This is a genomic window from Pseudomonas chlororaphis subsp. aurantiaca, from assembly GCF_013466605.1.
In the GTDB taxonomy this organism is placed as follows: Bacteria; Pseudomonadota; Gammaproteobacteria; order Pseudomonadales; family Pseudomonadaceae; genus Aquipseudomonas; species Aquipseudomonas chlororaphis_I.
In genome coordinates, this window is the sequence record NZ_CP059162.1 from 2683475 (window position 1) to 2697241 (window position 13767).

Below are 13767 nucleotides of genomic sequence, written 5' to 3' on the forward strand. Positions count from 1 at the left end.
GTGGCGTTGTTTGCTTTGGATGGGGTGCTTTTATCGGGGCGGGAGAAGATGCCCGAATTATTTTTCCACCCCCCCGTCACAAACCGCCAGGCTGGCCCGTCATGTCGGTGTATCCCTCAAATAACGGAGCCACCCCATGTCATCCAGCCACCCGACCCAAGCCGTCAACCTGCTGCAAACCATCCCCGAGATCTTCGAAAGCCTGGGCCAGGTCCATGGCCTGATCGACGCCCATGGCCTTGCGCGCAAGCTGCACCACCTGGTGGTGTTGCGTGCCTCGCAGATCAACCAGTGCGGCTTCTGCGTGAAGATGCACACCCGCGAGGCCCGTGAAGACGGTGAAAGCAACGAGCGCCTGGACCGCCTGGTGGTCTGGCGTCATGTCAGCGACTTCAACGCCGCCGAACGCGCCGCCCTGGCCTGGACCGAAGCCCTCACCGTGCTGCGCGAAGACACCGACTTCGGCCCGTTGCGCGCCGCCCTGCGCGAACATTTCAGCGAAGCGCAGATCGCCGCCTTGACGGCCGATATCGGCATGATCAACCTGTGGAATCGCTTGCAGGTGTCGAGGCACTGAGGATGGATCGAAACGATGAAACGACGGTGTTCGAAAGCCGTCGCAGCTTCCTGCTGGGCCTGGCCTACCGCCTCCTCGGCTCGCGCGCCGAGGCCGAGGACGTGGTGCAGGACCTGTTCATCAAATGGCTGGAGGCCGACAAGGCCTCCATCGCCACCCCGGCCGCCTGGCTGACCACCGCCTGCACCCGGCATTGCATCGACCTGCTGCGCTCGGCCCAGCGCTCGCGCCTGGACTACGTCGGCACCTGGTTGCCGGAACCGATCCACAGCCTGCATCACGACTCCCCCGAACAGAGCCATGAACTGGCCTCGTCGCTGTCCACCGCCTTCCTGCTCCTGCTCGAACGCCTGACCCCCAAGGAACGCGCCGCGTACCTGCTGTACGACATCTTCGACCTGGACTACCCCCAAGTCGCGCAAACCCTCGGCGTCCAGGAAGCCACCTGCCGCAAACTGGTCTCCCGCGCCAAAGCCAGCCTGGGCAACACCCAGGCCCGTTACCAGCCAGACCCTTCACGCCAGGAACAACTGCTGAACGCCTTCCACGCTGCAATCACCAGCGGCTCGACCCAAGGCCTGGCCGCCATGCTGTCCGAAGACGTCGAGCTGTGCGCCGATGGCGGCGGTAAAGCCAGCGCCATTCGCGAGACCTTGTATGGGTTGGAGGCGGTGTTGGCGTTTGTGGGCGAGTCGTTGAGCCGGTACTGGCGGGAGTATCAGTGGCAGGAGGTGGAGATCAATGGTGGGCGTGGGGTGGTGTTGCGGGGAGAGGGGGAGGTGGTTGCGGTGGTGAGTTTTGGGTATGACGCAGAGGGGCGGGTGAACCGCGTCTTCATCATGCGGAATCCGGATAAGTTGGTGGGGGTGGGGAGTGGGGTGTTGGTTTGAAGCTTATAGTGCGCAGCCCTGAGGACTGCGGATCAACAAACCGAGGCTACCAATGCCATTCAGTTAAGCGAATGTACTGTAGGAGCGAAGCTTGCCTGCAATGGTCGTGGATACCGGTGTGTTGACTGAGTAAACGCAGCGCTCTTAAATCCATCGCGGGCGGTCGAGCGTTGGCTGATCTCAGCCAAAGCGACTAAGTAGGCGATCAAGTAAGCGACTAAGTAGCTCGCCTGCTGCATGTCCTGATGGGCAACGCGAGGGAGATAGTACGGCACCTTGCTCTGCCCCACCTTGAATCGCCCCGGGTTTCGTAGACACCTCTTTGCCTTAAACTGAGGCCAATCAGGAGGTGCCATGAGCAACCCGCGTTACCCCGAAGAATTCAAAATCCAAGCGGTCAATCAAGTGACCGAAAAGAAGCTGCCTGTCGCTGATGTAGCGGCCCGTCTTGGCGTGTCGACGCATAGCTTATATGCCTGGATAAAGCGCTACAGCAAACCTCAAGAAGAACGACAGCAAGACGATGATCAGCACGCTGAACTGCGTCGTCTGCGAGCAGAACTCAAGCGCGTCACTGAAGAGCGAGACATCTTAAAAAAGGCCGCCGCGTACTTTGCCAAGGAGTGCGGCTGAAGTACGCCTTTATCAAGCAGCGCGCGGGCGACTATTCGATTCGGCGGCTTTGCCTGATGCTGAAAGTCCATCCCAGCGGTTATTACGCCTGGCTGTCCGAGCCGCAATCTGTACGCGCCAAAGACGACCAGCGACTGCTGGGTTTGATCAAGCATTCATGGCTGGAGAGTGGCGGCGTTTATGGCTATCGCAAAGTCCATGACGATCTGCGCGAGGTCGGTGAAGATTGTGGTCGCCATCGTGTAGCGAGGCTGATGCGTCTTGAAGGTCTGCGCTCTCAGACAGGGTATCGACGCCGCCCTGGAAAGTACGGCGGTAAGCCAGCGGTCGCCTCACCCAATTTGCTGAAGCGCCAGTTTGATGTCGTAGAACCCAACAAAGTTTGGGTCACCGACATCACCTACATTCGCACTTATGAAGGCTGGCTGTATTTGGCTGTGGTGTTGGATCTGTTTTCTCGCTAGGTCGTTGGCTGGTCAATGAAGTCGCAGATGACCAGTGATTTGGCTATTGACGCGTTGTTGATGGCGGTTTGGAGGCGTAAACCGAAGCAAGAAGTGATGGTTCATTCCGACCAAGGCAGCCAGTACAGCAGCTCCGATTGGCGCAGCTTTTTGAAGGCAAACAATTTGGTTGCCAGCATGAGTCGCCGAGGCAACTGTCATGACAACGCTGTGGCCGAGAGCTTTTTCCAGCTTCTGAAACGGGAACGGATCAAGCGAAAAATCTACACCTCGCGGCAAGATGCTCGTAGTGATGTGTTCGATTACATCGAGATGTTCTACAACGCAAAACGCCGTCATGGTTTCAACAATCAGCTGTCACCGGCAGAGTTTGAAAAGCGTTACGCAATGAGCTTGCAAGGTGTCTAGAGAATCCGGGGCGATTCAAGTATCAGTTTTTTTGTGTTCAGGTAGGCCTTCATTTCACCAGGTTGCCAGCCCAACTCTCAGATTAGATTCATCATGAAAGTCGCCAAAGGCTTTTCCCTTCTGATGAACCTATTGTGCCGCCTCACCAGTCTTCTCGTTGGTACCTCAGATGGGTTTAACCGCAATTTGGAGAAATTTATTGTCTGTGTACCGTGATGGTGACTTATCGGGGGGCGCATGCGGTGCCCTGCTGTAGGGCTCAGAAAAGCATGGCGTCATTTTGCTTGTGCTGTATATTTAAACAGTATTTTCTGATTCTCGCTGCTAGGGAGGGCGAGGATGCTTACTGATTGCACCATGGTCTTTCCCTCGCTGGACGGCTTAGGGTTACGCGGGGTCAGCCTTGCCGGTGATACCAGTCAGTTTTACTTGGTTGCCTAGCTGAGATGTAACCCAGGCGTTTACTGGCATGCTGCGTGCCACTTGGTCTGGCTTGAGTTTAGGGTAATCGGTTGCAGAACCAACACTCCTACGATTGTTAGGTGTCATTTCATCACGCAATATTGCGCAATATTGGTCGGACGGGATGCTAAATCCTGTATAGTCTCGGCCCGCAAAAAGGGGGGAGTATGGCTCACAAGGCACAGGCAAAACAGGCACAGCAGGCAGACCACATTACTGCGGAAACCCCGAGCCAGGTGGTCGCCTCGGCACGAGTCATGGCCCGCGCCTTGGCTATCACTTTTCCAGTTGATCAACAATTGGCTTTGGCGCGCGCGTTCGGCGTTCGTCTGGTTGAGGCTTGGTGGCGTGGTCTGACGAGCGTCGACATCGTTCCTCAGGAGTTGCGCGCGCCACTCCAGCCGTTTCACATTGAACAACTGCCTGAGGCGGCCGTCGCGTTGGCGGAAACTATAGGTCGCACCGCCGCGAGTTTCGATGCCGAGACTGCCGCTTACCAGATCGGACAGACTTATACCGGCATGCTCCCAGCAGAGCATCGTGGGCAGTACGGCATTTTCTACACCCCGCCCGCACTTACCGCCCACCTGATCGACCAAGTAACAGCCGCGAACGTCGACTGGGCGAAGTGCCGCGTGCTCGATCCTGCTTGCGGTGGAGGTGCCTTCTTAGCCCCTATTGCCCAGCGTGTCATGGATGAGCTGAAGGATTGCAGTCCGAAATTTTTGATGCAGAGCATTGGCAACAGGCTGCGCGGCTATGAGATTGATCCCTTTGGGGCCTGGCTTAGTCAGGTCACTCTAGATGCTGTCGTTTTGCCGATCAGTCGGTTGGCCGGGCGCAAGTTGCCCGTTATGGTTACCGTCTGTGACTCGCTGCGTCGCAGCCCACCGAAAGACCGATTTGACCTAGTGATCGGCAATCCGCCATATGGTCGGGCCAAACTCGATGTCGAGACCCGGGAGCGCTACAAGCGCTCGTTGTACGGACATGCCAATTTATATGGTTTGTTCACCGATTTGGCGTTGCGCCACACCAAGTTGGGTGGTGTGATTGCCTATGTCACGCCGACATCATTCCTGGCTGGGGTTTACTTCAAGAATTTACGAGCCTTGCTGGGGCGTTCAGCGCCGCCGCTGTCCATCGATTTCGTCACCGCCCGTAAGGGCGTTTTTGATGACGTGCTGCAGGAAACTGCCCTGGCAACCTATCGTCGTGGAGCTGACACCGCCCCAGTTGCAGTTGCTGAGATTACCACCGCTAGGGGCGGGCTGGAGGTCCAGCAAGTGGGTGAAATCATCTTGCCCACGGACCTCTCCCTACCCTGGCTATTGCCGCGAACGATTGAGCAACGTGTTCTGGTCGAACACCTGACGCACATGCCCCATCGCCTGGCTGACTGGGGATATGGTGTGAGTACCGGGCCGTTAGTGTGGAACCGCTTCAAGAGCCAGCTCGCGCATCGTCCGAGCAGCAAGCGCCTGCCGTTGATCTGGGCCGAGGCGATCACTTCTGACGGTTGCTTTGTCTTCCGCGCGGATAAGAAGAATCACGCCCCTTACTTCGAGCTGAAGGCTGGGGACAGCTGGATGATCACTACCAAACCCTGTGTCCTGCTGCAACGAACCACGGCCAAGGAGCAAAACCGGCGCCTGATCGCCGCCGCTCTGCCTGCCGAGTTCTTAGAGAAGCATGGTGGCGTCGTCATTGAGAACCACATCAACATGATTCGGCCGATTACCGAGGCGCCTCAGGTCAGCGCCGAGGTATTGGGTGCATTCATCAACAGCGCGGCAGCAGACCGCGCGTTTCGCTGCGTAAGCGGATCGGTCGCGGTCTCTGCCTATGAGCTGGAGTCGCTGCCGCTGCCTGCACCTGAGGACCTCGGAGTACTGACCCGGCTGGTCGATGCTGGCGCAGACCGCGAAGCCATTGAGGCTGCATGTAGTCAATTGTTTGAAGGGGATATGTGAGTGCTGTCACCGTACGTACCAAGGGAGTTGGTCGCTGAAAGGCTTCCTCTGATCTTCCCGGAAGGAACTCCGAATCGGATTTATTGCACCCGCGAGTTGGCCGCCAGCACGGTATTCACGATGCTGTATATCGGAGCTATCGAGCACTCCAACGTGCGGTTGGGACCGGTGCATGTCTATCGCATGACTGACGTACAGGCGATGAGTGACAGTGACGAAGAGCGCCTTAGTTACAGGTCGAACCTGCGCAAGAAGTCGTTCGAGGTTCCAGGCAAACGCTGGTACGCCGACAATACTCGCGAACCTATCCGCGACGAGACCCTCCGTGAAGGCTTGGTAGCAGTTGGTGCTGTCATGGAGGATAAGGACGTTCCCACCACGTCCGGTAAGCCGCGATACGCACTTAAGTCTGATCTCGCGGCCTTGTTTGATCCCACGCTCCAGGGGGACGCCCTAGAGGCTGCTATTTTCAAGTGGCAAGAGGAGCATTTGAACAAGGGAGCGCTCGCCCGTGTTTCGTTGATGCGCCTTGGTGCCGTCGACAAAGAGGGCGTGATGGTTCACTTTCCAAACGGTGAAACGCGCACGCTGGCTTACGGCCCTAGCTCACTGATTTCGCGAGCAGTTGTTGAGGTGTTCGCCCAGCAGTTCTTAGAGAAACCTGCGGTTCTGTGGCTCAGTGAGTCGAGTAATAAGGTCGCTATACAGGACCTACGCATGGCTTCCACCATTGGCCTCGACATTGAGGCGCAGAAGAACCTTCCCGATCTGATCTTGGTGGACCTGGGCCCGACCCACCCCTTGATTGTCTTTATCGAGGTGGTGGCCACCGATGGCGCCATCACAGCGCGCCGCAAGGAAGCTCTGCTCGAGCTGACGGACAAGGGGGGCTTCAAGCGCTCGAAAGTGGCATTTGTCACTGCGTATGCAGATCGGGAGTCGGCTGGCTTCAAGAAGACTGTCACAAGCTTGGCCTGGGGCTCGTTTGCTTGGTTCATGAGTGAGCCTGATAATATTTTCATGCTTCGCGGCGAAACCAGTCAGTTGTCTAGTCTGAATCAGATGCTTTCAGGTCAGGGAGACTGACTGCGCTCAGCTCAGACAGTCTCGTACCATTCCTCTGTTTCGTTAAAAAGCCGGCTTTTAGCCGGCTTTTTTAATTCGCGCTCATACGCTAAAAGCACGCGTCTCAATCACCGCCAACACATCCCGCACATCCTGCAGCAATAGCCTGGCGGTATTAGCCACAGTATCGATGTCCTTGTCGCTGGAGTCGCGCAAGCTAGTGCAGGCCATCAGATTCAGATAGTCGAGGGTGGTATGCAAACGCTCGCTAGCGCAGGCATGCAGATCTGATAGAGGCGCGTGGCTGTCAATAAAAAGCACAGGGGTATCGCTGGCAATTGGGGTCAGGGGAATAAAGCGTTCGGATGGAGTTTGGGTGTTCATCGCTGTTCCTTGTCGAATAAATATATTGATTGAATGTCCTCTCGATAAGGCTGCGAACCCCTGTGCTGATCGAAATCAGCAGACGTGAAAACTATAGGTGTGGGGTGGATTAGGAACAACGGCAGGGCTGTAGGAAAGGTCTCGATTGTGGGTAGGGCGAGGCTGAGTCGTTGATCGCTGCTGAGAACGAGATGGTCACCATAGACTTTTGTTACTGCAGGTCTAGGCGGCGGAGAAGCGTCCGCCATTCAACCGCTGAGGGTGTATCTGAACAATCGTGGTGCGCCGTTTGGGGCCGCTGCGCGCCCCATCGCAGCCTCGCGGGCTCGGCAGCGGCTACAGGGCCGCAGCAACACCCTCTGATCCCCAACCAACTTTGCTATCCTGCGCGCCTTTTACCCATTGCAAGGAGCGCAGGCATGACCCAGTCCGTTGGTGGCGGGAGGCGAGTAGGGGCGGGGACGCGGGGGTGTGTGTCTCGCCTGGGGCATTTTCTATTCCGGTTGGCGCCGGCGCTGTTGGTGGGTATGGCGCTGAGTGTGCCCACGGCCAATGCCAACCCCATCACCACCTATCGCGGCACGCTCGGCGACACGCCGGTGGAGTTGGCGCTTATCTATGACTCGCAATATGGCGGCGGGATGTCCGGCTATTGGTTTAGCGGGGCCGAGCGGTTGCCGATGCCTTTGGAGCTCACGCCGTTTCGTCAGGGCGGGGGGCTGTTGATCAATATCATGGATAACCCGACCTTGCCGGCGGCGGCTGTGTCGTTGCAGCCCTTTGCCGAGGGGACCGAGGCGTTGCAGGGGGCCTTGGTCGATTTGCGCACGGGCGTGCAGCAGCCGTTGCAGCTGCAGCGGGTGATGCGTTTTGGCGGGAGTCAGCGCGAGGCCTTTGACGGTGAGTTGTTGCAGCCGGCGGCCGACAAGCAGTTCTATTTCAGTGTGCATGCCGTGCGCAATGCCGGGGAGGACACGGGGCGGGTGGACAACATCCGGGTGCTGAGCCGGGCCACCGGCGAGGTGGTGCAGGAGGTGGGCGGGCAGTGGTGCCTGGCTCCGACCGGGACCCGCACCCTGACCTTCGAGCATTTCGATGCCGACTCCACCCTTGATTTCCAGGTACAGAGCTACAGCTTGAACGGCCCGTACGGCAGTGTGCTGTGCGCGCCGACCCAGTATTACCTGTACCACCCACAGACCCAGGCGTATCTGCGCCATCCGCAGTTGGAGCAGTTCGCCGCACAGGGCACTGTGCGCTTTGCCGCGGGCGGGCAGATGGAGTTCAGCAAGCAGGACTTTATCAACTTCAGTGCGGGCACCCGGCGTTGGGACTATTACCGCGTGACCGGCCCTGACCGGCTGGAATTCATTCAGTCTGGCGAGGAGCGTTTCTGATGCGGTTGGTTGATCTTTTTCGTGGGCTGGCGGCGTTGTGGCTGGTGGCGTGGCTAGTGCCGGCGCAAGCGGCCCATGGGGTGTACCAGGGCACCTTGGGCAAGCAGGCCATCGTGCTGACGCTGGGCAGCCAGAACGCGCTGTACCAGGGGACCTATGCCTACCAGCGCTATCGCACGCCGATCCGCCTCAAGCCGACCTTCAGCTTCAGCAACAAGGTGCTGGCCATGGACGAGCTGGATGAGCAGGGCCTGCCGGTGGCGCGCTTGCAGTTCAACGACCTGATGGTCAGCCGCCAGAGCGAGCAGGTGCGCGGCAGCTGGACCAGCTATCGCACCGGCAAGACCTTGCCCATCGCCCTGAAGCTGGTGGCCCTGGTGGACTCGGACCGCTCGTGGCCGCAGCCGAACACCACGCTGTTGCAGAGCGCGTCCACCAAGCGTTGGTATTTCCAGGTGCCGATGCAGGGCAATGACCAGCGGATAACGGCGATCGAGGTGGTGGACAAGGCCAGCGGCAAGCCGCTGCAGACCCTGACGCTCGCGGCGCCGGGTTGTCTGTATCAAGGGGTGGATATGTTGCAGGTGCAGGCGGAGGGGGAGAGCCTGCGGATCAGTTTGAGTGACTGCAAGTTACCGGGGTTTCAGTGGAATGAGGGGAGTGGGCGGTTTGAGGCTTTGCCTTGAGTCGGGTTCGGGTTTGTAGGTTGGCTTGGTGTTTAGTCAGGCAGGCTGTGCTTGCAGGTTTGGCGACTGCTGCGCAGTCGGGCGCAGCCTCGCGTTGCTCGGCAGCGGCTACAGGTTGTGCGTTGTCTGATCTAGCTCGCGCTGCATGATCAGGGTGCGTTCCTCTCCGTGGTATTGCTCGCGCAGGGTGTGGAAGCCCAGGTTGGTGTAGAAGCCTTCGGCGGTGATCGAGGAGGGGACGGTCAGCTGGGTAATGCCGGCGCCCAGGGCCTGGCGTTCGAGCTCGGCCATCAGCTGGCGGCCGACGCCCTGGCCTTGTCTTTCCGGGGCGACGAAGACCGAGCGCACTACATGGCCGTCGAGGCTGGCGGTGCCGACGATTTCGCCGGCCGCCTGGGCCACCCAGACCTGGCGTTTGCTCAATAACTGGCGCACGGCGTGCGGGCTGAAGTTTTGCCGCACCTGGGCGATCACGGCGGCTGGGTAGTCCTGGGCGTTGCTGGTCTGCAGGGCGGCGATGATCAGGCGGCTGATGGCGTCGGCGTCCTGCTCATGGGCGGGGCGGATTTCACAGTCCATGTGGGGGCATCCTTTGAGAGGTAGACCCGGACACTAACCTTGGCGGGCCTGGTTCGCCAAGGGCTCAGTGCATGCGGCGCGCTTCCAGCCATTGAAACAGCAGCATGCCCGCCAGCAGGGCCAGGACAAATACCCAAGCCTGCCAATGGAGCGTGAACAGCAGGGTCAGCCCCGGCCCCGGGCAGATGCCGGCGATGCCCCAGCCGATGCCGAACAGCAGGCTGCCACCGATCAGGCGGCGGTCGATGTCGCGGCGGGTGGGCAATTGCATGCTCGCGCCGAGCAGGGCATTGGGCTGTTTGATGGCCCAGTGGAACGGCCACCAGGCAGCGCCGATGGCGCCGAGCATCACCAGGGCCAGGGACGGGTCCCACTGGCCCGCCAGGTCCAGAAAATTCAGGACCTTGGTCGGGTTGCTCATGCCCGACAGCAGCAGGCCGAGGCCAAACAACAGGCCGGCGATAAAGGCCGTGACCTTGCGCATTTTCATAGCCTTCCCGTTCATAGCCCCATCCCGTGGCGCAGCAGCCAGACCGTGATAAAGCCGGTCAGCATAAAACTCAGGGTGGCGACCAATGAGCGCGGCGACCATCGGGAGATACCACAGACGCCATGACCACTGGTGCAGCCCGCGCCGTAGCGCGTACCCAGGCCCACCAACAGCCCGGCGCCGATCAGGCCGGCGATGCCGCTTTGGAACTCGATTGTCGGCAACACCTGGAACAGCCCCCAGAACAACGGCGCCAGCAACAGGCCCGAGAGGAACAGCGCCTTTTCGCTCCAGCCTTCGCTGCCCGGTTGCAGCAGGCTGCCCAACAGGCCACTGATCCCGGCGATGCGCCCGTTGGCCATCACAAATATGCCGGCGGCCAGACCAATCAGCGCGCCACCGGCGAGGGCGCTCCAGGGGGTGAAGTGCAGCCAGTCGATGTTCATGGGGATATGGGGCTCATGAGAGGGAAGGGTGAGTGGAGTTTAGTCTTTGGGGGGGTGATATGGGCGAGGTGGCTAGAGGGGAGTGGTGTTGTCAGGTGGGGAGTTGCCTGTGAGAGCAGCGGTATGCGGTAGAGCATTAGCGTGTAAGTTGGGCGATGAGTGCTCTCATTACCAAGGCGTCCCTCTACCAGAAGGGGAGCCTACCAACTGCCATAGGGAATGCCATATTTCTCTATGTAGCGTTTGGACCCTTCACTGATCTGGTAGGCGTAACGGCCATTGGTTTTGCCTTGGCTCGGCCCTAAAGGCTCAACTTCAGCTTGGACGCGGGTGACTTTGATTGGGTGATGACATTCATCTCTTACCCAGACCTGGACAATGCCTCCCGGCGCCAGCCCTAGATTGACTGAGGCCATATAGCTGGCGGTTTGCTGTGGCGTTTCCGGGCACCGACGGGCCGTGGTCTTGCGCATGATCTGTCGGGCCTCTTCCGGGATATCGATCCATACCCGGTAGGTTTGTGGTTCAACCACCGATTGCCAGCGCACGAAAATGCGTTTGGGCAGGTCGGCACCGATCACTGATCTGCCATCACCACCAACCTCGCTCCAACCTCTGGCCCATTCCTTTTTATAACCAAGGTTTCCGCCTGATGCAGTCCCTCGGCCGGTGCGGTGAAACAGTTTTCCGTTGATATCCTCTACCGCGCTGTCTTCAACCCAGACTTCCATGTAGTAGGGTTCGGTAAAGCCAAGTTCCCACCAGGGGCTTTTGGGATCGTTTTTTGCGGAAAGCGGATCGCTGGCCAGGCAGCCAGTCAACAGCAGTGCGCCAAGCAAGGCGATGAATACTTTCATTGCCGGCGTCTTCGGTTGTAAGTCGGGGGATGTGTTCACGTAGTAAAGTGCGTCGATACCAAGAGAGTTCTGCTTACCAACTGCCATAGGGAATGCCGTATTTCTCTATATAGCGTTTGGATTTTTCGCTGACCTTATAGGCGTAACGCCCATTGTTTTTGCCTTGGTCCGGTCCTAGTGGCTCAACTTCGGCTTGGGTCCGCACTACTTTGATCGGATGACGGCATTCATCCCTTACCCACACTTGAACAATGCCGCCCGGCGCCAGCCCCAGATTGACCGAGGCCATATAGCTGGCGGTTTGTTTTGGCGTTTCTGGGCAACGACGGTCGGTCGCCCTGCGCATGATCTGTCGGGCCTCTTCCGGGATGTCGATCCATACCCGATAGGTTTGCGGCTCAACCACCGATTGCCAGCGCACGAAAATGCGTTTGGGCAGGTCGGCACCCACCACGGATTTGCCTCCGATACCGACTCCTGTCCATCCCCTTGCAGACTCCCGGTTGTCCTCAGGTTGTTCGCCTGCTGCAGTTCCGCCGCCGGTGCGGCGAAACAGTTTTCCGTTGATATCTTCTACCGCGCTGTCTTCAACCCAGACTTTCATGTAATTGGGCTCGGTGAAACCGAGATCCCACCAAGGATTTTTAGGGTCGTTTTTTCCGGATAGCGGATCGGTGGTCAGGCAGCCACTTAATAGCAGTGTGCCCAGCAGGGCGATGAATACTCGCATTACCAAAGCGTCCAGTCAGGTACGTGAGGGTGTTGTACTCGCACGGCATCTGCCGTGGGGGCGTTGATGTAGACGACTTTAAGGCTGCCGCCATCCTGTTTGCCAAGCGGGTGGTTCCAGTGGGCCGAGAGATGGATATAACGCAGCTTGAGCATGGTTTCCTCGGCTGGAGTCGTACTGTAGTCACCAGCGACAAACCTGTCGCAAAGGGCTTGAAGCTCTTGCGGGATGGCGTAATACGGATCTTGTTCGTCGATGGTGTTGAAGCACACGCCATTCTCCCTGGCCAGTTCATATATAACGCGTAGATACACCCTCGATAGCCTGTTGCTCATAGGGCGCTTGAGTTGTAGGCCGGCATACACCCGTTTTTGTCGTAAACCGAGGCGGTCCTGTGGGTTTTGCGACAGAACCATAGGCTTCGGTGTGACGATCTCCAGCCATTGTGCGGGCCAGCCCTTGTCCAGCCAGCACGATTTTGCCTGTACCGCGTCTCGGTAAATCGAGGTGTGGGTCACATCAGTATTGAGCGGCACCTCCAGCGCCTGCATTGGACTGACGAGTACACACTCCTGCACCTCATCCAGATAACCACCACCGATATCCGAGTGTGCACCGGGCAGGGTGATCTCCATGTGGTCGGGTTTGACCCGGCTCAGGGCAAAGTTGGCGCGGTACTCGTCGCGGGCAACCAACTGGACGACTGAGCGAAAGTAGCGACGGTCGAGGTGCAGTTTGATTCCTGGGGTAATGGCGCTGCGCACGTTACCCAGATTACTCACGCCGGCAACCGACGGTACCGTATCGAACAGGCCGATAAAGCCCATGTCTAGGTCGTTGCCGTACTGTCGGTTGAAGCGGGGACTGAAGGCCTTGGAGTGGTCGTGCAGAATCAGCTCGAGTGGCCCGAGCCAGCGCACGACTTCATTGGCAAAGTGCCGGGCTGCTGCGACGCCTCGGCTAAAGCCGAAAGCATCGAAGGTCAGAGAGGTAATTTCGCTGTCAGGGTTCTGCTCGAAGAAAATGCCAAGACGTTGCTTGATCTCGATAAATGCCTTCTGCACACATCCTGATATTCCCGTACCGCCACGCCCCGTTCCCGAGGTGATCACGCTATCTTTTTCGCCAGCTTGCGTGCCGATACCTTCGATATAGATGGAGCGAAAGGCCTGTCTTTGTAGGCCCTTACCTTCAGATTCCTGTTCGGAAAAGTACAAATCACTCAACCGCTTAACATTGCTCACATCATTCCCATAACTGCTCTCTGGATCCCTCATATACGGCTTGCAACTGCCATCGATATCCCTGGCTTCGATAGGATTCTGCGCCCCGCAAATCTGGCCCATGGCCGAGTTGCTGGCGTTGTTGCCAGTGCCGTCGAAAAACACACCGATGCGCAGCGCCACCTGAACCTTTTCAGGTGGTGGCGCAGGCTCCTTGGCGTATTTCTCGTACTGGGCCCAGAGCTGTTCGCCGTAGCTGGGCTGTTCGGTCTCGGCGGCGCGTTCAGCGGAGCGCTGGTTGGGGGTGGCGGGCCGTAGAAGGTTGGGCATTGGCCCGTGTCCGTTGCTGGCCATGGGTGGTCCTGGTTCAGGCGAAAGGGGCGCTGGAAACCGTACCGGGAATGGCGGGGCAAGGATCTAGGAGGATTCTGCAAGAGGCCGGGTTGTGGCTGATTTGGTTGTAGGGGGATGGGCGATGGGGTGGTTGGTCGTTGGTTTTTTGT

13 protein-coding genes and 1 pseudogene are annotated in these 13767 nt (G+C 58.6%); 7 read left to right on the top strand and 7 right to left on the bottom strand.

The features are described 5' to 3' along the window. The first annotated feature begins 136 nt into the window (after nt 1-136). The 5 genes and pseudogenes from H0I86_RS12440 (at nt 137) to H0I86_RS12460 (ending at nt 6493) form a co-directional block, all read left to right on the top strand. A complete protein-coding gene (locus H0I86_RS12440; RefSeq protein ID WP_053268766.1) occupies nt 137-577 on the top strand; it encodes a carboxymuconolactone decarboxylase family protein in 441 nt (146 codons plus the stop codon). 2 nt (nt 578-579) lie between these two features. Next, nucleotides 580-1467, top strand: coding sequence for an RNA polymerase sigma factor SigJ (gene sigJ, locus H0I86_RS12445; RefSeq protein ID WP_180925240.1), 888 nt, complete (start codon nt 580-582; stop codon nt 1465-1467). 354 nt (nt 1468-1821) lie between these two features. After that, a pseudogene (locus H0I86_RS12450) lies at nt 1822-2972 on the top strand (IS3 family transposase). A 629-nt stretch (nt 2973-3601) separates the two neighbouring features. Continuing rightward, entirely contained in the window at nt 3602-5407 is a 1806-nt protein-coding gene (locus tag H0I86_RS12455) for an HsdM family class I SAM-dependent methyltransferase (protein ID WP_180925241.1), read from the top strand. After that, nucleotides 5408-6493 (top strand): BsuBI/PstI family type II restriction endonuclease, encoded by a 1086-nt coding sequence (locus H0I86_RS12460; protein ID WP_180925242.1) that lies wholly within the window; start codon nt 5408-5410, stop codon nt 6491-6493. It begins immediately after the preceding gene. An 81-nt stretch (nt 6494-6574) separates the two neighbouring features. Here the strand turns inward: H0I86_RS12460 and H0I86_RS12465 are convergent, their stop codons facing one another. Continuing rightward, a complete protein-coding gene (locus H0I86_RS12465; protein WP_124350597.1) occupies nt 6575-6856 on the bottom strand; it encodes a fructose-bisphosphate aldolase in 282 nt (93 codons plus the stop codon). 419 nt (nt 6857-7275) lie between these two features. On the opposite strand from H0I86_RS12465, the gene H0I86_RS12470 reads away from it, so the two are divergent. After that, nucleotides 7276-8253 carry a hypothetical protein gene (locus H0I86_RS12470; protein ID WP_180925243.1) on the top strand — a complete coding sequence of 326 codons (978 nt, stop codon included), beginning with the start codon at nt 7276-7278 and terminating at the stop codon, nt 8251-8253. Further along, nucleotides 8253-8939: a hypothetical protein gene (locus H0I86_RS12475; RefSeq protein ID WP_124355896.1), complete on the top strand. Its 687-nt coding sequence runs from the start codon at nt 8253-8255 to the stop codon at nt 8937-8939. The genes H0I86_RS12470 and H0I86_RS12475 overlap by 1 nt, the downstream gene beginning before the upstream one ends. Nucleotides 8940-9047: 108 nt before the next feature. Here the strand turns inward: H0I86_RS12475 and H0I86_RS12480 are convergent, their stop codons facing one another. The 6 genes from H0I86_RS12480 to H0I86_RS12505 all read right to left on the bottom strand — a co-directional run bounded on the left by H0I86_RS12480 (nt 9048) and on the right by H0I86_RS12505 (nt 13618). Beyond that, entirely contained in the window at nt 9048-9518 is a 471-nt protein-coding gene (locus H0I86_RS12480) for a GNAT family N-acetyltransferase (RefSeq protein ID WP_180925244.1), read from the bottom strand. Nucleotides 9519-9582: 64 nt separating this feature from the next. Further along, nucleotides 9583-10002, bottom strand: coding sequence for a DUF6691 family protein (locus tag H0I86_RS12485; RefSeq protein WP_180925833.1), 420 nt, complete (start codon nt 10000-10002; stop codon nt 9583-9585). A gap of 17 nt (nt 10003-10019) precedes the next feature. Next, nucleotides 10020-10454 carry a YeeE/YedE family protein gene (locus H0I86_RS12490; RefSeq protein WP_053268776.1) on the bottom strand — a complete coding sequence of 145 codons (435 nt, stop codon included), beginning with the start codon at nt 10452-10454 and terminating at the stop codon, nt 10020-10022. A 200-nt stretch (nt 10455-10654) separates the two neighbouring features. Beyond that, nucleotides 10655-11311 (bottom strand): DUF2931 family protein, encoded by a 657-nt coding sequence (locus H0I86_RS12495; RefSeq protein WP_180925834.1) that lies wholly within the window; start codon nt 11309-11311, stop codon nt 10655-10657. Nucleotides 11312-11384: 73 nt separating this feature from the next. Then, on the bottom strand, nt 11385-12041 hold the full coding sequence (locus H0I86_RS12500; protein ID WP_180925245.1) for a DUF2931 family protein: 657 nt from the start codon (nt 12039-12041) through the stop codon (nt 11385-11387). Then, complete coding sequence (locus H0I86_RS12505; RefSeq protein ID WP_180925246.1) at nt 12041-13618, bottom strand: phospholipase effector Tle1 domain-containing protein; 1578 nt, start codon at nt 13616-13618, stop codon at nt 12041-12043. The genes H0I86_RS12500 and H0I86_RS12505 overlap by 1 nt, the downstream gene beginning before the upstream one ends. Between the last annotated feature and the right edge of the window lie 149 nt (nt 13619-13767).